This window comes from Erwinia sp. TECH1 (assembly GCF_054057575.1).
The window spans coordinates 4,456,195-4,481,244 of the sequence record NZ_JBSRZK010000001.1 but is presented as its reverse complement, the minus strand read 5'-3'; the positions used below and the strand labels follow the sequence as shown (position 1 = coordinate 4,481,244).

Annotated in this window: 21 protein-coding genes and 1 pseudogene; 13 read left to right on the top strand and 9 right to left on the bottom strand. The window is 57.2% G+C overall.

The genetic code is table 11. From position 1 onward, the window contains the following. Positions 1–72: 72 nt before the first annotated feature. The 3 genes from ACVWZ0_RS21090 to fdhF are packed head-to-tail and all read left to right on the top strand — an operon-like array spanning position 73 to position 4,683. Positions 73–2,016, top strand: coding sequence for an FAD-dependent oxidoreductase (locus ACVWZ0_RS21090; protein WP_253457437.1), 1,944 nt, complete (start codon positions 73–75; stop codon positions 2,014–2,016). Next, positions 2,013–2,540, top strand: a complete 528-nt coding sequence (locus ACVWZ0_RS21085; protein WP_253457440.1) for a 4Fe-4S dicluster domain-containing protein — start codon at positions 2,013–2,015, stop codon at positions 2,538–2,540. The genes ACVWZ0_RS21090 and ACVWZ0_RS21085 overlap by 4 nt, the downstream gene beginning before the upstream one ends. Then, entirely contained in the window at positions 2,533–4,683 is a 2,151-nt protein-coding gene (gene fdhF / locus ACVWZ0_RS21080) for a formate dehydrogenase subunit alpha (protein ID WP_253457443.1), read from the top strand. Before ACVWZ0_RS21085 ends, fdhF begins: the two co-directional genes overlap by 8 nt. A 135-nt stretch (positions 4,684–4,818) precedes the next feature. Here the strand turns inward: fdhF and ACVWZ0_RS21075 are convergent, their stop codons facing one another. Both ACVWZ0_RS21075 and ACVWZ0_RS21070 read right to left on the bottom strand, forming a co-directional pair. Then, positions 4,819–5,658, bottom strand: a complete 840-nt coding sequence (locus ACVWZ0_RS21075) for a MurR/RpiR family transcriptional regulator (protein WP_253457446.1) — start codon at positions 5,656–5,658, stop codon at positions 4,819–4,821. Positions 5,659–5,923: 265 nt separating this feature from the next. After that, positions 5,924–7,843: a bifunctional 5-dehydro-2-deoxygluconokinase/5-dehydro-2-deoxyphosphogluconate aldolase gene (locus ACVWZ0_RS21070; RefSeq protein WP_253457449.1), complete on the bottom strand. Its 1,920-nt coding sequence runs from the start codon at positions 7,841–7,843 to the stop codon at positions 5,924–5,926. Between the two features lie 528 nt (positions 7,844–8,371). Here ACVWZ0_RS21070 and iolD point away from each other — a divergent pair. The 4 genes from iolD to iolE all read left to right on the top strand — a co-directional run bounded on the left by iolD (position 8,372) and on the right by iolE (position 13,332). Continuing rightward, positions 8,372–10,312, top strand: a complete 1,941-nt coding sequence (gene iolD, locus ACVWZ0_RS21065) for a 3D-(3,5/4)-trihydroxycyclohexane-1,2-dione acylhydrolase (decyclizing) (protein ID WP_253457452.1) — start codon at positions 8,372–8,374, stop codon at positions 10,310–10,312. 79 nt (positions 10,313–10,391) lie between these two features. After that, positions 10,392–11,405 carry a Gfo/Idh/MocA family protein gene (locus tag ACVWZ0_RS21060; RefSeq protein WP_253457454.1) on the top strand — a complete coding sequence of 338 codons (1,014 nt, stop codon included), beginning with the start codon at positions 10,392–10,394 and terminating at the stop codon, positions 11,403–11,405. A gap of 60 nt (positions 11,406–11,465) precedes the next feature. Beyond that, complete coding sequence (locus ACVWZ0_RS21055; protein ID WP_253457457.1) at positions 11,466–12,347, top strand: sugar phosphate isomerase/epimerase family protein; 882 nt, start codon at positions 11,466–11,468, stop codon at positions 12,345–12,347. Between the two features lie 88 nt (positions 12,348–12,435). Further along, positions 12,436–13,332 carry a myo-inosose-2 dehydratase gene (gene iolE, locus ACVWZ0_RS21050; RefSeq protein WP_253457460.1) on the top strand — a complete coding sequence of 299 codons (897 nt, stop codon included), beginning with the start codon at positions 12,436–12,438 and terminating at the stop codon, positions 13,330–13,332. 203 nt (positions 13,333–13,535) lie between these two features. On the opposite strand, the gene ACVWZ0_RS21045 is transcribed toward iolE, so the two are convergent. Both ACVWZ0_RS21045 and ACVWZ0_RS21040 read right to left on the bottom strand, forming a co-directional pair. Further along, positions 13,536–14,093, bottom strand: a complete 558-nt coding sequence (locus ACVWZ0_RS21045; protein ID WP_125289947.1) for a DcrB family lipoprotein — start codon at positions 14,091–14,093, stop codon at positions 13,536–13,538. A gap of 133 nt (positions 14,094–14,226) precedes the next feature. Beyond that, entirely contained in the window at positions 14,227–14,892 is a 666-nt protein-coding gene (locus ACVWZ0_RS21040) for a 7-cyano-7-deazaguanine/7-aminomethyl-7-deazaguanine transporter (RefSeq protein WP_253457463.1), read from the bottom strand. Between the two features lie 195 nt (positions 14,893–15,087). Here ACVWZ0_RS21040 and tusA point away from each other — a divergent pair, with 195 nt between their 5' ends. Next, positions 15,088–15,333, top strand: coding sequence for a sulfurtransferase TusA (gene tusA / locus ACVWZ0_RS21035; RefSeq protein ID WP_253457466.1), 246 nt, complete (start codon positions 15,088–15,090; stop codon positions 15,331–15,333). A 40-nt stretch (positions 15,334–15,373) separates the two neighbouring features. Here tusA and ACVWZ0_RS21030 read toward each other — a convergent pair whose 3' ends face one another. Continuing rightward, entirely contained in the window at positions 15,374–17,596 is a 2,223-nt protein-coding gene (locus tag ACVWZ0_RS21030) for a zinc/cadmium/mercury/lead-transporting ATPase (protein ID WP_253457469.1), read from the bottom strand. Positions 17,597–17,680: 84 nt separating this feature from the next. Next, positions 17,681–18,307 (bottom strand): lysoplasmalogenase, encoded by a 627-nt coding sequence (locus ACVWZ0_RS21025; protein WP_253457472.1) that lies wholly within the window; start codon positions 18,305–18,307, stop codon positions 17,681–17,683. Between the two features lie 132 nt (positions 18,308–18,439). On the opposite strand from ACVWZ0_RS21025, the gene ACVWZ0_RS21020 reads away from it, so the two are divergent. Continuing rightward, positions 18,440–18,790, top strand: a complete 351-nt coding sequence (locus tag ACVWZ0_RS21020; RefSeq protein WP_253457475.1) for a DUF2500 domain-containing protein — start codon at positions 18,440–18,442, stop codon at positions 18,788–18,790. 29 nt (positions 18,791–18,819) lie between these two features. Here ACVWZ0_RS21020 and ACVWZ0_RS21015 read toward each other — a convergent pair whose 3' ends face one another. Together ACVWZ0_RS21015 and rsmD are read right to left on the bottom strand one after the other, a co-directional pair. Next, the gene (locus tag ACVWZ0_RS21015; protein ID WP_253457478.1) at positions 18,820–19,089 is read right to left on the bottom strand and encodes a DUF1145 family protein; all 270 of its coding nucleotides are present in this window, start codon (positions 19,087–19,089) and stop codon (positions 18,820–18,822) included. After that, positions 19,079–19,684, bottom strand: coding sequence for a 16S rRNA (guanine(966)-N(2))-methyltransferase (rsmD, locus tag ACVWZ0_RS21010; protein ID WP_253457481.1), 606 nt, complete (start codon positions 19,682–19,684; stop codon positions 19,079–19,081). The genes ACVWZ0_RS21015 and rsmD overlap by 11 nt, the downstream gene beginning before the upstream one ends. Before the next feature lie 298 nt (positions 19,685–19,982). On the opposite strand from rsmD, the pseudogene ftsY reads away from it, so the two are divergent. The 4 genes and pseudogenes from ftsY to rpoH all read left to right on the top strand — a co-directional run bounded on the left by ftsY (position 19,983) and on the right by rpoH (position 24,246). Further along, positions 19,983–21,480 (top strand): annotated as a pseudogene (gene ftsY / locus ACVWZ0_RS21005) (signal recognition particle-docking protein FtsY). Between the two features lie 5 nt (positions 21,481–21,485). After that, complete coding sequence (gene ftsE / locus ACVWZ0_RS21000; RefSeq protein ID WP_125289938.1) at positions 21,486–22,154, top strand: cell division ATP-binding protein FtsE; 669 nt, start codon at positions 21,486–21,488, stop codon at positions 22,152–22,154. Continuing rightward, on the top strand, positions 22,144–23,130 hold the full coding sequence (ftsX, locus tag ACVWZ0_RS20995) for a permease-like cell division protein FtsX (RefSeq protein WP_253457488.1): 987 nt from the start codon (positions 22,144–22,146) through the stop codon (positions 23,128–23,130). The genes ftsE and ftsX overlap by 11 nt, the downstream gene beginning before the upstream one ends. Positions 23,131–23,391: 261 nt before the next feature. Beyond that, positions 23,392–24,246, top strand: a complete 855-nt coding sequence (rpoH, locus tag ACVWZ0_RS20990) for an RNA polymerase sigma factor RpoH (RefSeq protein WP_125289936.1) — start codon at positions 23,392–23,394, stop codon at positions 24,244–24,246. Positions 24,247–24,511: 265 nt separating this feature from the next. Here rpoH and panM read toward each other — a convergent pair whose 3' ends face one another. Beyond that, on the bottom strand, positions 24,512–24,898 hold the full coding sequence (gene panM, locus ACVWZ0_RS20985; protein ID WP_253457491.1) for an aspartate 1-decarboxylase autocleavage activator PanM: 387 nt from the start codon (positions 24,896–24,898) through the stop codon (positions 24,512–24,514). Between the last annotated feature and the right edge of the window lie 152 nt (positions 24,899–25,050).

Below are 25,050 nucleotides of genomic sequence, written 5' to 3'. Positions count from 1 at the left end.
TTTTTCCGCAAATGTGCCCTTTTTTTGCATAACCCGACGAAAGGGATCTGTGCGGCATAAAAAGGAGTAAAAATGAACCGGTTTGTCACTGTTAATCCCAGCGAGTGTATCGATTGTCATGTTTGTGAAGTGGCCTGCGCACTAGCGCACGGCGATGGCGAATGGCCAGCCCATCGTGGGCAGTTTCGGCCGCGCATTCATCTTGTCAAAGGCTGCGGCCCCGTTACCTGTCGTCAGTGCAACAAAGCGCCTTGCGTCGCCAGTTGCCCAACTCAGGCGCTTGTTTTTCAATACAACAGCGTGCGGCTGCATGAGGAAAAGTGCATAGGCTGCAAAAATTGTCTGCTGGCCTGCCCGTTTGGTGCGATTGAACCGGCTGCTTCTGAAGACGTAATGAGTAAGTGCGATCTCTGCGAGCAAACCGAGCAGGGCAAGCCCGCTTGCGTGGCTTCCTGCCCGACCCAGGCGCTGCAGGTGATGGATGAAAATACATTGACGCGGCTTCGGCAATACCGTCAGTACGCCACCGCTGACGATAAAGCGCTGCGGCCAGTAGCCGGACGCGCCGCAAAGGCGCTGGATAAGCTGCCGCGCATTGGCGCCCGCAAGCTTAAACCCACGGAGCGCGCCAGGCATTTCTGCGAGATTTATCAGGGCCTCTCGCCGTCGCAGGCGGGCTATGAGGCCGAGCGCTGCCTTTATTGCGCGCAAAAAGCGTGGTGCGGCTGGGCCTGCCCGCTGCACAACGCCATCCCCGATTTTATCCGCCTGGTGCAGGAGGGGCGAATTATCGATGCGGCAGAGCTGTCGCACCAGACCAGCAGCCTGCCGGAAATTTGCGGGCGCGTCTGTCCACAGGATCGGCTCTGCGAAGGCGCATGTACGCTCAGCGGTCGGTCGGGCGCGGTTTCGATAGGTAACCTCGAACGTTACATCACTGATGAAGCGTTCAGGCAGGGCTGGCGCCCGACGCCGCCAGCGATTGAGGCCCGGCGTGAAAAGGTAGCGGTGGTGGGCGCCGGGCCTGCCGGGCTGGGCTGTGCCGATATCCTTGCGCGCAGCGGCGTTCAGGTGGATGTCTACGATCGCCATCCCGAAATCGGCGGGATGCTGACCTTTGGGATCCCCTCTTTCAAGCTGGATAAACAGCTGATGGCAACCCGCCGCGCTATTTTCAGCGAAATGGGAATTAAGTTTCACCTTAGCTGCGAAATTGGCCGCGACCTTCCTTTCTCTCGTCTGCTGGCGGATTACGACGCCGTCTTTTTGGGCGTGGGCACCTATAAATTGATGCAGGCGGGCCTTGAGCATGAGGATGCGCCCGGCGTTATTCAGGCGCTGCCCTATCTGACCGCTAATACGCGACGGGTCATGGGGCTGGCAGAGGATGAACAGCAGCCTTATGTCTCGCTGAAGGGAAAAAAAGTCGTAGTACTGGGCGGCGGCGATACGGCGATGGACTGCGTGCGTACCGCCATCCGGCAGCAGGCGAAACAGGTAATTTGCGCCTATCGACGCGATGAAGAGAGTATGCCTGGCTCTAAAAAAGAGGTCGCCAACGCGCGCGAAGAAGGCGTGGAATTTATGTTTAACCTGCTGCCGCAATATATCGGGCTGGATAAGGGCGGTCGCCTGAGCGGCATAGGGATGATCCGCACCGTTGCCGGTGAGCCAGGCAGCGACGGGCGTCGACGACCGCAGCCGGTCAAAGGATCTGAATTCGTGCTGGCTGCCGACGCGCTGATCCTGGCCTTTGGCTTTCAGGCGCACGAGATGCCCTGGCTGGCGGGACAGGCGATTCGTTTCGATCGTTGGGGGCTGATCAAAACAGGCCAGGCGGGCCGCACAACGCAAACGCATCATCCAAAAGTGTTTGCCGCCGGGGACGCCGTGCACGGTGCCGATTTGGTGGTAACGGCTATGGCGGAAGGGCGTCGCAGCGCGCGAGAGATGCTGGCGATGTTTGAACAGAGCGCGGAAATGACCCGCGCAGAAAGAAAGGAGCGGGCCTTATGAGCCAGTTTATCGTCGCCCAGCCTGAAAAATGTATCGGCTGCCATACCTGTGAGGTTGCCTGCGCCGTGGCGCATACGGGCACGCCGTTACTGGCTGCGCAGCGCTATTTCCCTCGCCTGAAGGTCATTAAATCGTCGCAGGTTAGCGTACCCGTTATGTGCCATCAGTGTAATAACGCGCCCTGCGTCTCTGCGTGCCCTGTTGCGGCGCTGTATAAGGGCGAGCTGGGTATGATAGCAACCCGCCGTCACCGCTGTATTGACTGCAAAAGCTGCGTTATCGCCTGCCCGTTTGGCGCTATTGAAATCGTCAGCAAGCCTGAAGAAAAGCCGCTGATAGTGAAATGCGATCTTTGCGCGGGTCAATCCGACGGGCCTGCCTGCATCCACGTGTGCCCAACCGGCGCGTTGACTTTGATGACCGCCGCCGGACTGACACAACGACAGCAGCAAAAGCAGCAGCGAGCCGCAGCAGAAAGCCAGCTGAACGGCCCTTATTTACAGGAGGTGGAGACACATGGATAAAGCGATTGTTGTTTGTCCCTACTGCGGCTGCGGCTGCAAAATTGCGTTGCAGATTGCAGACGGGAAAGTCGTTGGCGCGGAAGGCGCGCCCGGCGTAACCAATGAGGGAAAGCTTTGCCTGAAGGGCTACTTCGGCTGGGAGTTTTTGAATAATACCCGCCTGCTGACGCCGCGCTTGCAGCATCCTGCCATTCGTCGTAAACGAGGCGGGCCTTTTGAAAAAGTCAGCTGGCAGGAAGCTATCGATTTTGTCAGCAGGCGGCTGCAAAAAATTCGCGCTCGTTCAGGGCCTGAAAGCATTATGGTTACCGGATCTTCACGCGGGCCGGGAAACGAAACCAACTATGTTATGCAGAAGTTTGCGCGCGCCGTATTGGGAAGCAATAACATCGACTGCTGCGCCAGGGTGTGCCACGGCCCTTCCGTCGCTGGCCTGCGGGCGACCCTGGGCAATGGGGCGATGAGCAACGGCATGAAGGATATTGAAGAAAGCGACTGCCTGCTTATCTTTGGTTATAACGCTGCGGATTCTCATCCGATCGTGGCCAGACGCATTCTGCATGCCAAAGAGAAAGGGGCCAAAATTATCGTCTGCGATCCGCGCTATATCGAAAGCGCCCGGCTGGCCGATCTGTGGCTACCGCTAAAAAACGGCAGCAATATGGCGCTGGTGAACGCGCTTGCTCACGTGCTGATCGCTGAAAAACTGTGGGACAAAAGCTATATCGATAAGCATACGGAAGGGCTGGAAGCGTGGCGGGAAGGCGTCCAGCGCTATTCGCCGGAAGCGGTGGAAGCCATCACAGGACTCAAGCCGGAGCTTATTCGCCAGGCTGCTCGCCTTTATGCCAGCGCCCGCAACGCCACTATTTTATGGGGAATGGGCGTGACCCAGTGGGGGCAGGGCGTGGATGTGGTGAAAGGATTGGCCAGCCTGGCGCTGGCTACCGGCAATTTCGGGCGGCCGGGCGTCGGCGTGGGGCCGGTCAGAGGGCAAAATAACGTTCAGGGTGCCTGCGATATGGGCGCTCTGCCAGATGTTTTCCCCGGCTATCAGCCCGTAACGGATAAGGCGGTACGCGAAAAATTTGCCGCCGCCTGGGGCGTTGACTCGCTCAGTGATAAACCCGGATACGCCATTACCGATGTTCCCCATTTAGCGCTGGAGGGCAAGCTGCGTGCCTACTGGATTATGGGCGAAGATCCGCTGCAAACCGAACCGGATCTCGCCCTGATGCGTCAGGCGATGGCAAAGCTGGATCTGATCGTGGTGCAGGATATTTTTATGACCAAAACGGCAGAGCTGGCGGATGTCCTGTTGCCCGCCACCAGCTGGGGCGAGCATGAGGGCGTTTATACCAGTGCCGATCGAGGGTTCCAGCGCTTTGAAAAAGCTGTAGAGCCGCAGGGCGACGTCCTGCCGGACTGGGAAATTATCTGCCGCGTGGCGCAGGCGATGGGGTATCCCATGCGCTACGAAAACAATAAAGCGATCTGGGATGAATTGCGCGCGCTTTGCCCGCTGTACACCGGCGCCACCTGGGAGAAAATGGCCGGGTTCGGCTACGTGCAGTGGCCCTGTCCTGATGAAGCACATCCCGGCACGCCTTACCTCTATGAAGGAAACCGCTTTTCGCGTCCTTCCGGTAAAGGGCTGCTGTTTGCCTGCGACTGGCAGCCGCCCGCCGAAGCAACCGATGAAGCCTGGCCGCTGGTGCTCTGTACGGTACGTGAAGTGGGCCACTACAGCTGCCGCTCGATGACCGGCAACTGCCACGCCCTGGCGGCTCAGGCCGATGAACCCGGCAGGATCCAGATGAATACGGCAGACGCGCGTGCGCTGAATATTCATAACGGCGAACTGGTATGGGTAGCTTCGCGGCGCGGCAGGGTGCTTAGCAGAGCTGAAGTCAGCGACAGAACAAATCAGGGCGCGGTCTATATGACCTATCAGTGGTGGATAGGTGCCTGTAATGAGCTGACCCTCGATCATGTCGATCCGGTAGCGAAAACGCCGGAGTTTAAACACTGCGCTGTTAGGGTAGAGAAAATCGCCGATGCGCAGTGGGCGGAACAGCAGGTTACGGAGCGCTATCGACAAATGAAGGATCGCCTGGCGAAAGCAGCGGCGCCGCTGACGTAAGGCCTGGCGGTTTGCGACCTTCGGGTCTGGCTATTTCTAACCTTCAGGCCTGGCGGTTTATGACCCTCGGGTCAGCGGCTTTAAACTCCCGGGCAGCCGCTGCCTGGTTTTACACTAACGCCATCAGGCGGCCGATCAGTCCTTGACGTTGTGCAGCGCCAGAGAAACGGCCAGCGTCTGCGCAAGGCACAGCGAAGCAACCTGTGAACGGAAGCCGTCAACCTGGGCTTCACGCACCACAAAGCAGACGTCGCTGAAGGCGGCCAGCGGGCTGACCTGGCTGTCGGTAATGGCAATCTGCTGCGCGCCGCGTTTAGCACCCAGCTCAACCAGCTCGACGGCTTCACGCGCATAGGGCGAATAGCTGATAGCGATCACCACGTCTTTAGGGTTCACCATGCTGAGCTGCTCGGTAAACATCCCGCCCAGGCCGTCGATTAAAAAAGCGCGACGTTCCAGATGGCGCAGCGCATAGGTCAGATAGGAAGCGACGCTGAACGAACGACGCAGGCCAATCACATAGATATTTTCCGCCTGCGCCAGCAGCTCTACGGCTTTATTCAGCTGTTCCGGGTTGGTCTGCATCGCCAGCTGCTGCAAAGCCTGGGAATTGACCATGGTAAAGACGTTGAGAATTTCAGCCGGGTTTTCCGGCGGCGTGGCCGTTTCATCCGTCGAGGTCTGGCGGAACAAACGCGCGCGCTCGGTATAGTTAACGGTTTCTTCCATCAGATGCTGACGAAACACCTGCTTCATTTCGTTAAAGCCGCTGAAGCCAAATGCGTTGGAGAAGCGAATTAGCGTAGAAGGCGGCACGTCGGCCTGCTGGGCGATCGAGGCTACGGTGTCAAAAGCGATACTGTTGCTGTTGTCGAGGATATAGCGAGCCACCTGTTTAAGGCGCTTACTCAGGGTATCGTAGCGACGACGAATATCGTCCTGTAACAGGGAAAGCTGTGTTGGGGTAATAGTCATTGACTCAGGCTCGCTAAATTTTAGTCATATTCTTCTGGCGGTTATTCTATCAGATGAACAAAAAATTTCACTTGCTAACGAAATTCAGCGGTTCTATTTCATCGCTATATGAATTCCATCACAGAAAAAAACACGATCGCTGCGGCTTTGCCGACGTTCGCCTTTTTTAAAAACGTAAACCGGGAGGAAGTTACAAAACAGGTGAAATTAACCGCACCGCCAGCGGACGGAAAATGAAGCTGGCGGGCGGCACAGGCACGGAAGGTCAGGTTGCAGGACGGACTTCCCGCCAGTAGTCGATCAGACGCAGATAATTCCCTTTTACCTCAGCGATCAGGGCTTCGTCATTAAGTTCACCTTGCAGCCACTGGCGTGAAGGCTGGCCAAAAATAGTGCGGCCTACCGCAAAACCTTTTACCCAGGGAGCCTGCGCCGCCGCGGCGAATCCCGCCTTCAGCTTCTCTTCCGGCGCATCCAGTCCCAGGATCAAAATGCCGCGACACCAGGGATCCTGCTGCTCAATCAGCCCGCTGATGGCCTGCCAGCTTTCCAGGCTCAGCGGCGGCAGTTTCCACCAGTCCGGCTGGATGCCCAGCGAATAGAAGTGGCTCAGCATCTCCAGATAGTAAGACTCTTGTTTATCCGGATTATTTTCCGGCAGGATCACTTCCAGCAGCAGTTCATGGCCGGTCTTATTACAGCCTTGCCAGACGTCAAGGATGAGCTCGTCCTGCTCTTTACGCAGCTCGGCGCTGTCGTGCGGATGATAGAAAACCAGGCACTTCACCACATGCTCCTGCGGCCAGTCCACCAGCTGCGAACCGATATTGCCATGCTCCAGACGCAGCGGCCTTGAGCCTGGCATCTCAATCGGACGACCGATCCACCAGCCTTTGCCGGTAATCGCATTCAGCGTGGATTGCCCGAAGGTGGTATCGGCCAGAATGCCGCTACGGCGATCCAGCCCGGCTTCCGTGGCGGCTTCCTGCGCCGCGCGCAGCAATAGCGTTTTCAGCTCCGGCAGGCGGGTCGTGTCCACGCCCGCCTCGTTCGCCATATCTACCAGCTGTTTACGATGGTCAAAAGCGAACACGCACAGCTCCGGCCACTGCTGTTTACGCGTGGTAACGCGATGCAGGTGATTCAGGCGGCTGTCCAGGTCGGGCCGCTTAACTTCTTTATCGCGGCTCAGGAAGTCATCCAGCTCGGCTTTGGTCGGCATCGCCGGCGCGCAGCCGTGACGCGAAACCACCAGCGCGCCGCAGGCGTTGGCGTAGCGGCACGCCTGTTCCCAGCTCTCATCGTTCAGCCAGCCGCGCAGCAGGCCGGACATAAAAGCATCGCCCGCGCCCAGCACGTTCAACACTTCCACGCGCACGCCGCTTTGCAGTTTCGTCTGCTCCCAGCTTGTCGGGATTTCGCCCTCCAGCACCACGCAGCCCAGCGCTCCTCGTTTGCAAACCAGCGTCGCTTTAGTTGCCTGACGGACGTTTTTCAACGCGGTCAGCGTATCGGTACTGCCGCCGGCGATATGAAACTCCTCTTCGGTGCCGACCACCAGATCGAAATAATGCAGCACTTCCTGCAGCTGCTGCGTCACGTGGCTGGATTCGATAAAGCGGGTTTCACCGTCACCGAGCGAGGTCAGCCCCCACAGAACCGGACGATAATCAATGTCCAGCGCGGTGCGCAGACCGTGGCGACGAGCGATGTCCAACGCCTTCAGCACGGCAGCGCGGGTATCAGGATGAGACAGATGCGTGCCGGTCACCGCCACGGCGCGGGAAGAGGCGATGTAATCTTCCTGAATATCTTCAGGCGTCAGGCCCATATCAGCGCAGTTATCCCGATAGAACACCAGCGGGAAAGTATCCTGATCTTTGATCCCGAGGATCACCAGGCCTGTCAGGCGGGTTTTATCCGTGATCAGGCATTCGGTATCCGCACCTACGCGCTGCAGCTCTTCCCGCAGAAAGCGGCCCATATGCTCATCGCCCACGCGGGCCAACATACCGGATTTCAGCCCCTGAATGGCCGTACCGTAAGCGACATTGCCGGACGACCCGCCCAGATATTTGGAAAATGTGCTCATATCTTCCAGCCGGGCACCAATCTGCTGACCATAGAGGTCAACGGCAATGCGCCCGATACAGATCACATCAAGCCGCTTCTGTTGTGTACTCATTCTGTTTCCTTCTGTGATAGGCCAGCCGCGCTGTGTCAGCGCATCCTCCTGAACGCATAGCGGCGTCCGGATATGAAGTGAAAATCAGTATGGGGAATAAATATTTCAACTTCAACCAAGAATGAAATTTATACCCCAAAAATGTGAAGTGGCTAAAACTCTCGCATTTTGCGGCGATATGGCGCTGTCACGGCACTCTTTTCATGGTTTCAGCCAGGCAACAGACAGGTTAAAAAATGTGTATTTATATTAATTATTTATTTGATATATAAAGAAATAATCCGCATTTTTGTTGCTGGCATCAGGCCATGCTGCTGCTGCCGGGCCAGGCATTCCGGCGATGTGCGTTGCAGGGCATAATTTGATCTCACTCGCAAAATGAAATGTTTCTTCTGTAATGTGGTTTAGTGAAAAAAATATTTGTTTATAATCGCCTCACGTTTCATTTTCGGCCATTACCGCAGTGGCGATTACTCGGGCGAAACGCGGCAGACCGACGGTCTGTCGCCGTACCGTAAGGAAGAGCAAATGGGCAAGATCAGATTAACCACGGCACAGGCTTTAGTCAGATTTCTCGACAATCAGTATCTGTCGGTAGATGGCGTCGAAACCAAGTTTGTGAAGGGCATTTTTGCTATTTTCGGCCACGGCAACGTGCTGGGGCTGGGGCAGGCGCTGGAGCAGGACAGCGGCGATCTGATCGTGCGTCAGGGGCGTAACGAACAGGGCATGGCGCACGCTGCTATCGGCTACGCCAAGCAGAAGCTGCGGCGGGAGATCATCGCCTGCACCTCTTCCGTGGGGCCTGGCGCGGCCAATATGATCACCGCTGCGGGCACCGCTTCCGCTAACCGTATTCCTTTACTGCTGCTGCCTGGCGATGTGTTTGCTACCCGCCAGCCCGATCCGGTGCTGCAACAGATTGAACAGAGTCACGATCTTAGCATCAGCACCAACGATGCGTTTCGCGCGGTCAGCAAATACTGGGATCGGATAAACCGCCCGGAACAGCTGATGACCGCCTGCATCAACGCCATGCGCGTGCTGACCGATCCGGCAGAAACCGGCGCCGTTACCCTTTCGCTGCCGCAGGACGTGCAGGGCGAAGCCTGGGATTATCCCGACTATTTCTTCCAGAAGCGCGTGCACCTGCTCGATCGCCGTCTGCCGACCGAAGCCCAGCTGGCGGCCGCGCTGAAGCTGATCGCCGGCAAACGCAAGCCGCTGATTGTCTGCGGCGGCGGCGTGAAATATTCCGAAGCGGGCGAGGCGCTCCGCCAGTTTGCCGAGCGTCATCAAATCCCGTTTGCGGAAACGCAGGCCGGTAAGGGCACGATCCTTTCCGATCATCCGCTGAACGTCGGCGGCGTGGGTGAAACCGGCTGCCTGGCGGCCAACCTGCTGGCGAAGGAGGCCGATCTGGTGATTGGCGTCGGCACGCGTTACACCGATTTCACCACCGCTTCAAAATGGATCTTCCAGAACCCGGACGTCAGCTATCTCAACGTTAACGTCAGCAGCTTTGATGCCTGGAAGCTGGACGGCGTACAGGTGGTGGCCGATGCGCGCGAGGCGCTTACCGCACTGGATAACCGGCTGGCCGCTCAGGGCTTCACCAGCGGCTGGGGAGAGAAAATTGCTCAGGCACAGAGCAAATTATTGAAGGAAACGCAGCGCGTTTATCAGGCGGTTTACAGCAACGAGGGTTTTGTGCCGGAGATTGACGATCGTCTGGATCGCGAGGCCGTTTTTGCCGAATTCAACCGGCTGACCGATTCGTTCCTGACGCAAAGCAGCGTGCTGGGTACGCTAAATGAAAATCTCCCAAAGGATGCGGTGATCGTCGCCGCGGCCGGTAGCCTGCCGGGCGATCTGCAACGCGTGTGGCGCAATAAGGATTACAACGGCTATCACGTTGAGTACGGCTATTCCTGTATGGGCTACGAGGTCAACGCTTCGCTCGGGGTCAAGCTGGCCGAGCCGCACCGCGAGGTCTACACGCTGGTCGGCGACGGCTCCTTTATGATGCTGCACTCCGAGCTGGTGACCTCTCTCCAGGAGAACGCCAAAATCAACGTGGTGCTGTTCGACAACATGACTAACGGCTGCATCAACAACCTGCAAATGGAACACGGCATGGACAGCTTTACCACCGAGTTCCGCTTCCGCAATGCCGAAGGCGGCAAGCTGGATGGCGGCCTGATCCCGGTAGATTTCGCCGCCATCGCCGCTGGCTACGGCTGTAAAACATGGCGCGTCACCACGCTGGCGCAGCTGAAGCAGGCGTTGGAAGAAGCGCGTCAGTCGCCGGTATCCACGCTGATTGACATTAAAGTGCTGCCAAAAACCATGGTGCACAAATATTTCAGCTGGTGGCACGTGGGCGGCGCGCAGGTATCGCAGTCCGAACGCATTAACGCCGTGGCCCACATGCTGAACGAGCATCTCGACCAGGCACGTAAATACTAATTCATTCTCTGTGGCCTGAACCGGACGGGTTTTCCCGTCCGGAAGACTCCCCTATACCCTACATTCGAACGGAGTAGTTATGACACTGAAACTTGGCGTAATCGGCACCGGCGCAATCGGTCAGGAACATATTCGTCGCTGCAGCAAAGTGTTGCAGGGCGCGAAAGTGGTGGCCGTCTCCGATATTAATATCGAAGGCGCTAAAGGCGTGGTTAGCCGTCTGGGTCTGGAGGCGGAAGTCTATGCCAACGGCCACGATGTTATTCGCTCCTCTGACGTTGACGCGCTAATCGTCACCTCCTGGGATCCCACGCATGAAGAATTTACGCTCGCGGCCATCGCGGCGGGCAAACCGGTATTTTGCGAAAAGCCGCTGGCGCTGACGGCTGAAGGCTGCCGCCGCGTGGTGGAGGCTGAAATTGCCCACGGCAAGCGTCTGGTGCAGGTGGGCTTTATGCGTCCTTACGATACTGGCTACCGCGCGTTAAAGCAGGTTATCACCAACGGCGATATCGGCGAGCCGCTGATGCTGCACTGCGCCCATCGCAACCCAAGCGTACCAGAAAGCTATACCACCGATATGGCGATTACCAGCACGCTGATCCACGAGCTGGACGTGCTGCGCTGGCTGACCGAGGACGACTATAAAACGGTTCAGGTGGTTTTCCCGCGCGATACCAAAAATACGCATGCGAAGCTGCGCGATCCGCAAATCGTGCTGTTTGAAACGCAAAAAGGCGTGCGCATCGACGTCGAAATCTTCGTTAACTGCGCCTATGGCTACGACATCCAGTGTGAGGTCGTGGGCGAAACCGGGATCGCCAGACTGCCGGAGCCAGCCTCTGTCCAGCTGCGTAAAGAGGCGAAGCTGTCCACTTCCATTCTGACCGACTGGAAGGATCGCTTTATCGATGCCTATGACGTTGAGCTACAGGCGTTTATCAATGACGTCACGGCTGGCCAACTGCACGGCCCTTCCGCATGGGATGGCTATGCGGCTTCCGTAGCGGCAGATGCCTGCCTGAAGGCGCAGGAAAGCGGGGCGATTGAAAGCGTTGAGCTGCCGCCGCGTCCGGCGTTTTACAACAAATAATGCCGACCGACTCCTCTGCGCAGGCAGAGGGGTTGTCAAATGATTAGCAGGGAGAAACCGATGAAAATCGCCTTTGATGTAGACGTCATTAAAGATTTGGGCATCACCAAAATGGTTCACCAGGTGGCGGAGTGGGGCTACAAATATATTGAGCAGTCGCCGCATCCGCAGATTAATCCGTTCTACAAACATCCCAGGGCCAGCCGGGAAATCATCACCGAATACAAAAACGCGCTGCGTGAAACCGGGCTGGAAATCTCTTCCTATATCGTGGTCTACCGTTGGTCAGGCCCGGATGAGGCACGTCGCCAGGCGGCCGTGCGCAACTGGAAGCGTATGATTGAAATCGCGGTGGAAACTGGCGTGCAGGTTATCAATACCGAGCTTTCCGGCACGCCGAACGAACCGGAGATCTGCGAAGAGATGTTTTACCGCTCTATGGAGGAGCTGCTGCCCATCGTCGAGCGGGAAGGTATTCGCATTGAAATTCAGTCACACCCCTGGGATTTCTGCGAAGAAAACAACGAAACTGCCGATCTGGTGAAGTCGTTCCGCAGCGAAAACGTCAAATATCTTTATAGCGTGCCGCATACCTTCTTCTACGACAAAGGCAAAGGCGACGTAAAAAGCATGCTGGAATATGCGGGCGGCGACCTTTCACACGTGCTCATCGCCGATACCATGAACCACACCAAACACTGCCGCTATATCGTCAATCCGCCAGGCGTGGATGCCACCATCCATCAGCACGTGGGCGTGGGTGAGGGCGAAGTGGATTTCGATACGCTGTTTAAAACCCTGCGCGAGATGGATTTTGCCAACCGCACTCATAAAGTCGGCGGCGAGTCGATAGTTGCCGCCTCGCTGTTTGGCTATCCGGAAAAAATGAAATATCAGGCCGTGGAAACCCGTGAGCTGATCGAGCGCGAACTGCTTCGCTAACCTTCAGGCGCAACAGGCCGATCCTACGCGCGGAAAGCCCAGGCAGGCGCGCCGCGCCATCTTAATGACAGACCGCTGAGGCACCACCATGAACAAAGAGAACGTAAAGCTGGCGATAGCCCCGATTGGCTGGACCAATGACGATATGCCTGAGCTGGGTGCAGAAAACACTTTCCAGCAAATCGTCAGCGAAATGGCGCTGGCTGGCTTCACCGGCAGTGAGGTCGGCAGTAAATATCCGCGCGATCCGGCGGTGCTGAAACCGATGCTGAACATTCGCGGTATTCAAATCTGCAACGCCTGGTTCAGCACCTTTTTCGCCAATGGCGACAGGGCAAAAACCATTGATGAATTTATCAACCATCGCGACTTTCTTCACGCGATGGGCGCTAAAGTGATCGGCTGCTCCGAGCAGAGCAAAAGCATTCAGGGCACCACGCTGGCGGTGCTGGAAGAGAAGCCGCATTTTACCGAAGAGGAGTGGCGGCTGACGGCGGAGGGCTATAACGAGCTGGCCGCGCTGGCGGCGGAAAAAGGCATGCAGGTTTGTTTGCACCATCATATGGGGACGGCCATTCAGACTGCGGCAGAGATCGACAAATTTATGTCGTTGACCCAGGACAACGTTTATCTGTTGTTCGATACCGGCCATGCCTACTACTCGGAAGGCAGCCAGGCGCAAATGCTGGCCATTCTGGAAAAATATCTGCCGCGAATCAATCACGTACATCTGAAGGACGTGCGTGATGAGGTGGTGGCACAGGTCAGAAGCCAGCGGCTCTCTTTCCTGGACGGCGTAAAAAAAGGTACCTTTACCGTTCCCGGCGATGGCGTGATTGATTTTGATCCGGTGTTTAAAATCCTGGACGAGTCGGGTTACAAAGGCTGGATGGTGGTGGAGGCGGAGCAGGATCCGGCGCTGGCGAATCCGTTCGAATATGCCGTTAAGGCCCGAAAATATATTCGCGAACACGCAGGTCTGTAAGCCGATCTGTCAGGCATTGCCCACAGGGAAATGTTAGCCAGTAAGGAGTAAGCCGGGAAAGTGATGGTCAGGCATGCGTTTCCCATCACAACGGCAACAGGACTTAGTAAACGGCGCGGTCGGGAAAAGGCTGTTGCAAAACCGCCGCGTAAATAAAAATAGCGCCCGATATTTCCGCCGGGCGCTATTTTTTTAAAGGGAAATTATTTCAGCACTACCGTGTTGATAATATTCTCTGCTTCGGTCTGCGACTGCTGCTGATTGTCCGCAGGCAGCGTAATCTGCAGGGTCAGCAGTTTGCCGTCAACTTTCGCCAGCAGCACTGACGACCAGGAAGACTGGCCCTTGGCCGAAATCACCGAATCCAGCTGCTGTGCTGGCTGGCCTTTCAGCTCGACAGATTTATTGGTCACTACCTGCAGCTGCGCATCGCGGTTACGCTGCTGATCTTCCAGGCGCTTCGCCAGCACGTCCAGGCTTTCATTCGTGGCGTCGCCCGCAATCACGATAATCGCTTTCTGGCCGCTGGCATCGGCGTACACGTGCATATTATTGGCCTGCGTGCCCATTTTTCCACTTTGATCGGACATGCCTGCCGGCAGCGAGAAGCTGAGCTTGCCGTCCATCAGGGTAACGGTCTGGCTGCTTTGGCTGCTGCTGACGCCGTTATCATCGGCGGCGGCTTTATCATCTTTGCCGTCGCAGGCGGCCAGTCCGACCACCAGTAAACCGATACCGGCATATTTCAGTAAGTTACGCATCGTGATCCCTTTTACGTTAGTCGTTCGCGCTGTTCAGCAACTTATACAATAGTAATCAGCGGCTAAAAGCAACCTGCCGTGGCGCGCTGCCCGCCAAAATGCATGGCCGGGCGCGACGCCACAGAGTGACAGACTAGCCGAAGTTGACCTGAGCGCCAGAGGATTTTTCCGTTATCCGCTTCAGCGTGGCGTTTAACAGCACGCCATAGGCCGGCAGGAAGAAAATCATGCAGATAAGCACCTTAAAGCTGTAGTCCACCAGCGCAATTTCCACCCAGTTCTGTGCCATAAACGGATCGGGGCTTTTGTAGAAAGCGATAAAAAAGAACGCCAGCGTGTCGCTGATATTGCCCAGGAACATAGCGGAGGCGGGGGCTACCCACCATTGCGGCAGCTTGCGCAAGCGGTTAAAAACGTGCACGTCGAGGATTTGTCCCAGCGCATAGGCCATAAAGCTGGCGCAGGCGATACGAGCGACAAACAGGTTAACGCTTGCCAACGCGCCCAGTCCCTGCCATTCGCCCTGATAGAACAGCGCAGAAATGCTATAGGAGATAAACAGCGCCGGGATCATCACCGCAAGAATAATTCGTCGGGCCAGCGGCGCGCCGAAAATTCGTACCGTTAAATCGGTAGCCAGAAAGATAAAGGGAAAGCTGAACGCGCCCCAGGTGGTATGGAAACCAAAAATCGAAATGGGCAGCTGCACCAGATAATTACTGGAGGTAATAACCAGCAGATGGAACAGCGATAGCCAGATCAGCGCATGTGTACGCTGACGAGAAGAGAAAGAGATCATCGATGTAGCCTTTTTTAACTATGGGGTGAGGGAACCCAAAAAATTGTCTCGCCTGAGCGATTGCGCGGCATCTTACCGAATCAGCCTGCTAATGCAATGGTTAATTTTAGCGCAAACGTTGTCGTTCATAGCCTGGCTTGCACATACCGACGTCGGGGGTAAAATAGGGGCATTTCCTGTCTGATTGAGAATGTTATGAGCGAACCGTTCGCAAATCCCGACCAAACCCTGGATGCTTTGGGCCTGCGCTGTCCTGAGCCGGTGATGATGGTGCGTAAAGCCGTACGCCATATGCAGGAGGGCGAAACGCTGCTGGTTATCGCCGACGATCCGGCCACCACGCGCGATATCCCCGGTTTCTGCCGCTTTATGGAACATACGCTGCTGGCACAGGCAACCGAGGAATTACCCTATCGCTATCTGTTAAAAAAGGGGTTGTAGCGCCGCGTCCTGCCCGTATCACCACGGGCAGGTTGTAAAGTTAGCGCTTACTCAGCAATCGTAGCGCGTTCGCCGTGACCAACGCGGTGGCGCCGGAGTCCGCCAGCACGGCCAGCCACAGCCCGGTAATGCCCAGCAGCGTGGTGACCAGAAATACCCCCTTCAGCCCGAGCGCCAGCGCAATATTCTGCCGGATATTGGCATGGGTGGCGCGTGCCAGGCGGATCATCGTCGCCAGGCCCGCCAGCCGGTTATGCGTCAGCGCCGCGTCGGCGGTTTCCAGCGCGACGTCGCTGCCGCCGCCCATCGCAATGCCCACCGTTGCCGCTTTCATTGCAGGCGCATCGTTGATGCCGTCGCCGACCATCGCTACGGCGCGCCGTTGGTTTAGCTCATGAATGGCCGCTACTTTGTCCGCAGGCAGCAGGCCCGCGCGATAGCTGATGGCAAGCTCGTTGGCGATAGCGGCCGCCGCGCGCGGGTTGTCGCCGGTCAGCATGACCGTTTCTATGTTTAAAGCATGAAGTTCGCTCAGCGCGGCAACAGCGTCCGCACGTAGCGTATCGCGCAGTGCGATAAGCCCGATCGGCATAGCATCCTGTACGATAATGACCACCGTATTTCCCGCCGACTCCAGCTCCGCCACAATCCTCAGCTGTTCTGCTGTCAGCCTTAGTCCAGCGGGCGCGCAGATTAAAAGTTTGTGACCGCTCACTGTTGCTTCTATACCGCTTCCTGCCACCGCCCGCTGCGCCGTAGCGGCAGGTATAACAAGCTGGCGCTGCTCTGCCAGCCGCACAATCGCCCTGGCCAGCGGATGAGAAGAACCCTGCTCAACGGCAGCGGCTTTAGTCAGCAGTTCCGCTTCGCTGAGGGCAGCAAAGGCCTGAATGCTCTCAATACGGGGTTTGCCTTCGGTCAGCGTGCCGGTTTTGTCGAACGCCAGCGTGCGCACGCCGTTGAGGCTTTCCAGCGCCGCGCCGCCCTTAATCAGTACGCCATGGCGGGCCGCAGCGGCCAGGCCGGAGGTGATCGCCGCTGGCGTAGAGATCACCAGCGCGCAGGGGCAGCCGATCAGCAGCAAAGTCAGCCCTTTATAAATCCATGACGTCCAGTCGCCGGCAAAGAACAGCGGCGGCACGGTTGCCACCAGCAGCGCGACAGCCATCACCAGCGGCGTGTAAATGCGGCTGAACCGATCGAGAAAACGTTCGACCGGCGCGCGGTTAGCGTCTGCTTCTTCAATCAAATGCAGGATACGGTCGATAGCGCTCTGGCCAGGTTTTGACGTGACTTTCAGCCTCACCAGGCTATCGACGCTCAGGCTGCCTGCCGCCACGGCTTCGCCTGCCTGCCGCTCTACCGGCATGGATTCGCCAGTCAGCGCGCTTTCATCAAAGCTGGCGAAGGATGTGACCAGGCTGGCGTCGGCAGGCAGGCGCCCGCCTGCGGCAACCTCAATAAGATCGCCAGGCCGTAGCGCGCTCACGGCCACGGTTTCACGCACCTCGTTCCGGATGCGCAACGCCTGCTCGGGTTTTAACGCCATCAGCGCCGTTACGCCACGGCGCGCGCGCCCTGCTGCAAAAGCCTCCAGACGTTCCCCAAGCATAAACAGCAGCAGCACCATGGCCGCCTCTGCGGTCGCACCGATAAAAAGCGCGCCAAGCGCGGCTACGGTCATTAACGTTTCAATGGCAAAAGGCGTCCCGCTGCGCATCAGGCGCAGGGCGGTACGGGCAACGGGCCAGCAGCCCGCCAGCGTGGTGACGATAAACGCGACTTTCCCGGCCTGCGGATCGATCGTCTGTAGCAGCCAGCTGGCGAGCAGAAGCCCGCCGAGCAGCAGCAGCATGCCGTTTTCCCGCCAGAACCCGGCTGACTTTGCCGCTGGCTGCGTGGCAGAGCGCAGGGTAAACCCGGCTCTGGCAACCGCCTGCTCAACCTGCTGCTGCACATCTTTATCGGCGCTTACCACCAGCTTTTCCGTAGCGAACAGGACGCGAGCCTGAGTGACGCCTTGCAGCTGGCCTACAGCGTTTTCGATTTTCCTGGCGCAGCCCGGACAGTCCATGCCGCCGATTTGCCAGCTGTAGTCCGCGCCGATGCTTTCTTCTTTCTCAGGCAGCGGATCGCTGGCGGTGGCGCACTGGATGTGAAAAGAGGTGATTTTCCCCAGTTCGGGACGCGGCCTGCTGCAACCTTGCTGTCCGGCCGCGTGGCGCTGCCCGCAAAGGCAGGGAGAAGATGGGTGTTGTTGCATGACGCCTCCAGATAAGCCTGACGGGCTGCTTCCCCGCCAGGCTTATCTTACACTCTGGAGCTGACTCCAGAGTCAAGGCATAAATCAGAGATAGAGCGAGCGGACGATCATAAAGTGACCCGCGAAATAACAGGCGGCCGTGATGGCACTGTCGGCGGCAAAGCGGCGACGATAGTGGCTAACCAGCCAAACGATATTGGCGAGCAGCAGCAGCGACGTTCCGACCATTAATGAGAAACCGTAGTCCGTCGGCCGGAAAACGTATTGCTCGGTGGTCAGCCAGACCATCAGCAGCGTCATGCCGATAAAGGTGCAAACCGGCCAGCGCAGATCCTCCAGCTTTGTCCAGATAGCCGCAATCAGCAGCGCGCCGATAACCAATACGGTCAATGGGATCGGCCAGAAGAACGTCAGCGTCATATGGCTGGCGAAGCAGATGGTATAAAGCAGATGCGAGAGGAAAAATGCGCCGATAGCGTAGAGCATCCGCCGTTCGGGCAGCAGCATCAGCGCATCGCCGACCAGCGTCGCCAGCAGACCAAACAGAATGAGATAATCCGTGGCGCTTAACGCTGGCGCTTGCCAGGCCCAGGCGAGCAGCAGTAAAAGCGTGACCGGTTTAAAGACCCAGCGCTGCCATTGCGGGCCACGGTAAGTAGCGTCAACGTACAGCCAGCCGGAAAAAAGCACTGCCAGAAACGACCAGATCATAATGTGTCCCTTTGTTTTTAGATGCTAAATTCCACAGTTCTGGTTTTAGTTTAGGACAGGGGCCAACGATGTGACAATGAGAGGTCTCTGGTTGTATTCTTTCTGTTTACGCTGCAAAAAAGAGGAAAAGTCGTGAAGCCACCCCTGATTTTTTTTATTACGCTGGCCATTATCGCCGTGCTGGCAACCCGGCAATTTATCAAACAGCGACAGGAAGTGGCGGTCAACGATGCTTCGCCCGTACGCAGCCTGCCGGTCGAAATCAAAGACAAACGGGAAGTCTCCACCTCTGCCCTACGCTCGCGCCAGCGTGAAAATATTCCGGTCGAAACAATGCGATACGAAGCGTGGTTCCATCCGCTGAACGGCGCGGGAGATTTTAAGCTGGTACTGAAAGCCAGCGACTATCACCAGCTGGCACGGGGAGAAAAGGGCGAACTACAGGTACAGGGCACGCGATTTATCGCCTTCCGGCCGCGCTGACGGCATGGCCGGAAAGACGACCCGGCCGCCTACTGTTTGGGAAACTGCTTTTTCTGCCAGGCCAGCAGTTCAAACACGCCAAAAAAGAAGATCTTAGCCTGAAGCGCGCCGCTCAGTTTTGGCGCCTCTTTAGCCTGCGTGGCGCGCATCAGCACCAGCTGTAAGCCGTGCATAATCACCATAAAGAACAGCGCGACGTTAATAAAATATTTTAGCGGCGCGGGGTAAGGATGGATCAGGTTGAGCAGCAAAAAGGCCCATACGCATACCATCAGCGCTCTGCCCAGATTAATCAGCATGGCTTTCTCTCTTCTCAGGGGAACGACGAACATAAAGACGACAGGCAACCTGGCCGGCGACCTTCTCGCGGTACAGCTGCCAGTTTACCGGCACGGGCGGCACGCCGCTTTCCACTTCGCTTTCTACATAGATTAAGGCTTCTTCCGCCAGCCAGCCTTGGCTTTCCAGCAGCGTCAGCGTTTCTTCCAGCAGCCCTTTGCGGAACGGCGGATCGATAAAGGCCATCTGGTGAGGTTCGCCAGGCTTCGCCAGAAACTGTAGCGTATTGGTATTAATCACGCGGCCGTTTGCCGCGCCCAGCGTGGCCAGGTTTTTCTCCAGCTGCTGCGCGACCGGGCGCTCCAGCTCCAGCAGCGTAGCCGAGGCCGCATGGCGCGACAGCGCTTCCAGCCCCAGCGCGCCGCTGCCGGCAAAGCAGTCCAGACAACGCGCGCCCTGAATATCGGGCGCCAGCCAGTTAAACAGCGTCTCACGCACGCGATCGGTGGTAGGGCGCAGTCCGGCACTGTCGGGCACCGGCAGCTTTCTGCCGCGCCACTGGCCGCCAATGATGCGGATCTGTCCGGCGCTGCCGCCGCGAGGTTTTTTATTCATCTGACTTAACTCTTCATAATTTGTTGCACAGTTTAACGGGCTTACCGGGCAGAGGAAACGTAAAAAGGGTGCTGTGTTGCGTCAGCAGGAAAGTGTTAGACTAGGGGATTAAGATTATTTTCAGAGACCTGACGGTTTTTTTCCCCGCGAGGAGTGTGGTTGCACCATGGCAAAAAATAAAAAACGTGGCTTTTTTTCCTGGCTGGGATTAGGACGCGAAGAAAAAGCGCCTGAGGAAGAGGTCCAAACGTCAGAACAGCAGCAGAGCGAAACCGCAGATGCCGCCACGCCCCCTGACGTGGAGCAGCGCGCCGAAGCCGTTGTAGAAGTGACGGAAACCGTCGCTCGCGAGCAGGCAGTACGAGACCCGAACGAACAGGCCAGAACAGAGCCGGAAGCGCGCGCAGCCGCTAAACCTGCCGCCAGGACGGAGCCGAAAGAGGAGCCGTTGCCGGAAGAGCTTGCGGTCGCTAAGGCGGAGCCAGAAGAAGAGTGGCTGCCGGAAGCGAGCGTAGCCGCCAGGCCGGAACCGGAAGAAGAGCCGTTGCCGGAAGAGCTTGCGGTCGCTAAGGCGGAACCAGAAGAAGAATGGCTGCCGGAAGAGACGGCGGCCGTACAGGCGGAGCCGGAACCTCTGCCTGAAGAGATTGTTGCTAACGCGCCGGAACCGGAAGAAGCTGCGATCGCCGCCGAACAGGCCGATGACATCACGCCGGAAGAACTGGAAGCCGCCGCGCTCTCTGCCGGTGCCTCAGAAGCTGAGCTGAAGGTCATTGAGGAAGAAGAATCCGTCGCTGCCGCGCTGGTTAAAGTTGAGCAGGCTAACGCCGCTGAAGAGCAGGAGCAGGCTGCGGAAGAGCAGGCGCGCCCGACCAAAGAAGGCTTCTTCGCCCGCCTGAAGCGCAGCCTGGTTAAAACGCGACAGAATTTAGGTTCCGGCTTCGTCAGCCTGTTCCGCGGTAAAAAAATCGATGATGAGCTGTTTGAAGAGTTGGAAGAGCAGCTGCTGATCGCCGACGTAGGCGTCGAGACCACGCGCCGCATCATTACCAACCTGACCGCTCAGGCAAGCCGCAAACAGCTGCGCGACGCCGAAGCGCTATACGGGCTGCTGAAGCAGGAAATGGCCGACATTCTGGCGAAAGTCGAGGCGCCGCTGGACGTCACCGGCAAAACGCCGTTCGTTATCCTGATGGTCGGCGTCAACGGCGTGGGTAAAACCACCACCATCGGCAAGCTGGCGCGCCAGTATCAGGCGGAAGGCAAATCGGTCATGCTGGCGGCGGGCGACACCTTCCGCGCGGCAGCGGTCGAACAGCTCCAGGTCTGGGGGCAGCGTAACAACATTCCTGTTGTCGCCCAGCATACCGGCGCGGATTCCGCCTCGGTCATTTTCGATGCGATTCAGGCGGCGAAAGCGCGCAACGTCGACGTCCTGATTGCCGATACGGCAGGCCGTTTGCAGAATAAATCGCACCTGATGGAAGAGCTGAAGAAAATCACGCGCGTGATGAAAAAACTGGACGAGCAGGCGCCGCACGAGGTCATGCTGACCATTGACGCCAGCACCGCGCCAGAACGCCATCAGCCAGACTAAGCTGTTCCATGAGGCGGTGGGCCTGACGGGCATCACGCTGACCAAGCTGGACGGCACCGCCAAAGGCGGCGTGATCTTCTCGGTGGCCGATCAGTTCGGTATTCCTATTCGCTACATCGGCGTCGGCGAAGGCATTGAAGATTTACGCTCGTTCAAGGCAGACGATTTTATAGAGGCACTATTTGCCCGAGAGGACTAGTTAGGATGATTCGCTTTGAAGAAGTCAGTAAGGCTTATCTCGGCGGTCGGCAAGCGCTACAGGGAGTGGATTTTCATCTGCAACCGGGAGAAATGGCGTTTCTGACCGGGCATTCCGGGGCGGGGAAAAGCACCCTGCTGAAACTGATCTGCGGCATCGAGCGCCCCAGCGCCGGCCATATCTGGTTCAGTGGGCACGACATCAGCCGCCTGAAAAGCCGGGAAGTGCCTTTTTTACGCCGCCAGATCGGCATGATTTTCCAGGATCACCATCTGCTGATGGACAGGTCCGTCTATGACAACGTGGCTATTCCGCTGATTATCGCGGGCGCAAGCGGGGAAGATATTCGCCGTCGCGTGTCTGCCGCGCTGGATAAAGTCGGTCTGCTGGACAAAGCGAAAAGTTATCCTATTCAGCTGTCGGGCGGCGAACAGCAGCGTGTTGGCATCGCTCGCGCGGTGGTTAACAAGCCTGCGGTGCTGCTGGCGGATGAACCAACCGGCAACCTGGATGAAGCCCTGTCCGAAGATATTCTGCGCCTGTTTGAAGAGTTCAACCGCGTGGGCGTGACCGTGCTGATGGCTACTCACGACCGGGCGCTGATCGCCCGCCGCAACTATCGTCTGATGACGCTGAATCAGGGGCGTCTGCACGGAGGCAACTATGGCGAATAAGCGTAACCCGCGTCCGGCCGCGCCAAAAGCGGCGAAGCAGCCTTCCAAAAGCAAAGCGCTGAAGGGCGGCTGGCAGGAGCAGTGGCGCTATGCGCTGCGCGGCACCCTGTCCGACATGTGGCGTCAGCCGCTGGCGACGCTATTGACGGTGATGGTGATCGCCATCTCTCTGACCTTGCCAAGCGTGTGCTTTATGGTGTGGAAAAACGTCAGCAGCGCAGCGCAGCAGTGGTATCCCGCGCCGCAGCTGACGGTGTATCTGAGCAAAACGCTGGATGACGACGCGGCGGAGAACGTTGTGGCCCAGCTGAAAAAAGAAGAGGGTGTGGATAAGGTTAACTACCTGTCGCGCGAAGAAGCGATGGGCGAGTTCCGCAACTGGTCCGGTTTTGGCGGCGCGATGGATATGCTGGAGCAGAATCCGCTGCCGGCCGTAGCCATCATCACGCCGCAAATCAATTTTCAAAACTCAGACACCATGAAGAACCTCAGCTCCCGCGTGGCGAAAGTGCAGGGCGTGGATGAAGTAAAAATGGACGACAGCTGGTTTGCCCGGCTGGCGGCGCTGGCAGGTTTGGTCGGCCAGGTAGCGACCATGATCGGCATCCTGATGATCGTGGCGGTCTTCCTGGTGATCGGCAACAGCGTGCGGCTCAGTATTTTTGCTCGTCGCGACACGATTAACGTGCAGAAGCTGATCGGCGCGACCGACGGCTTTATTCTGCGACCGTTTCTGTATGGCGGCGCGCTGCTGGGCTTCTGCGGCGCGCTGCTGTCGCTGGCGCTGTCCGAAATCCTGGTTTTCCGCCTGGAATCGGTGGTCACCCAGGTTGCCGCCGTGTTCGGCACCACCTTTAGCCTGCACGGGCTGGCCTGGGATGAAAGCCTGCTGCTGCTGCTGATTTCGGCCATGATCGGCTGGGTTGCCGCCTGGCTGGCGACGGTGCAACATTTACGTCGATTTACGCCGCAGTAACCTCTTCTCATTTTTTTTGGTATACTATTCCTCTGTTGCATGAGCATCGTGCCGCAGAGGAAGTCCTCCTCGTAAAAATCTTTCCGGCCTGCTCCCCTTCCCGAGAAATGTGTGTATATTACGCACAGCTGATAGTGAACTTGTGGATAACTTTGTAGTCGAAGTAGCACAGATTGCTCTCCTTTCTCGTTATCGTTCACGTAGTCTTGTGAACCGCTCAGGGAAAGTGCGGCAATATTGCTTAATACAGAGAGGGTTTGAATGACCAAAGAAATGCAAACTTTAGCTATTGCTCCTTTAGGCAACCTGGATTCCTATATCCGGGCGGCTAATGCCTGGCCTGTGCTGACGGCAGAAGAGGAAAAAGCGCTGGCTGAACGGCTGCATTACCAGGGCGATCTGGAAGCAGCCAAGAAGCTGATCCTGTCCCACCTGCGCTTTGTTGTTCATGTCGCTCGTAACTATTCCGGCTACGGTCTGCCGCAGGCGGATCTGATCCAGGAAGGTAACATCGGCCTGATGAAAGCGGTACGCCGCTTTAATCCGGAAGTGGGCGTGCGCCTGGTCTCCTTTGCCGTGCACTGGATCAAAGCCGAAATCCACGAATACGTTTTGCGTAACTGGCGCATCGTTAAGGTCGCTACCACCAAAGCGCAGCGCAAGCTGTTCTTCAACCTGCGTAAAGCCAAGCAGCGTCTGGGCTGGTTTAATCAGGATGAAGTTGAAATGGTGGCGCGCGAGCTGGGCGTAACCAGCAAAGACGTGCTCGAAATGGAGTCGCGCATGGCGGCCCAGGATATGACCTTTGATCCGACGCCGGAAGACGAAGGCGAAGGTCGCTCAATGGCACCAATGCTTTATCTGCAGGACAAATCTTCTGACTTTGCCGACGGCATTGAAGAAGACAACTGGGATAACCACGCCGCAGATAAGCTGAGCGACGCCATGCAGGGCCTGGACGAGCGCAGCCAGGACATTATCCGTGCCCGCTGGCTGGACGATGACAACAAAACCACGCTGCAGGAACTGGCCGACAAATACGGCGTTTCCGCCGAGCGCGTCCGTCAGCTTGAAAAGAACGCGATGAAAAAACTGCGCGTCGCGATTGAAGCGTAATTCGCAGCGGTAAAAAAGGCGGCCTTCGGGTCGCCTTTTTTGTTTTCAGGCTCCGCACGCTGCTAAGCTTTTTTATGCTGAAACGCCAGGCCCGACGTGCCAGACCTCAGGTTCGAACCCCAAAGCCCAAAGCCCAAAGCCCAAAGCCTGAATCCTAATCCCGGGCCTGAATCCTGACCCCAGGCCCGGACTTTACAGCCCGAGGCCTGAATCCTGACCCGGACTTTACAGCCCGAGGCCTTATACCTGAAGCGGCTCTTGCTGCCTAAGCCCGCTGCCAAACCCAGCCGTCTGCGTCGGCGATAAATCCTTGCTTGCGCATAAAAGTCGAAAGCCCTTCGTCACCCGTCTTCGCCATCCTCCAGCGTGTTACGGCCGCGTTTTGCGCCAGCACTTCTTCCAGCAGATAGCTGCCGACGCCGCGCCTTCTGGTGACTTCCCGCACCATAAAATCCTTCAGCTCGCCCTGCGCTTCATTCAGCGTCACTTTCACCGCCGCCAGTAGCCGATCGTTGAACTTTGCCGCATAGAGCCGATGACGATCGTCCAGCCTGTTTTCCAGATCTGCCGGATCGTCTTGCGGCCAGATTTTGCTCAGATCCACAAGATCCTGAGCGCTTAAGCGTTGCAGCCTGAGAATAGTCAGTTTCATAAAAAGTTACCGTGCCGACGTGAGAGGCAGATTGTAGCGAAAACGGACGTGAAGAGGCGCGTAACTTTTTTTGTATAAAAACAAAGCAATCTGTCAGGGTGGCGTTTAAAGTTAAAGATAAACGCTGAGTTAATGCGATGAATGCAGAATAA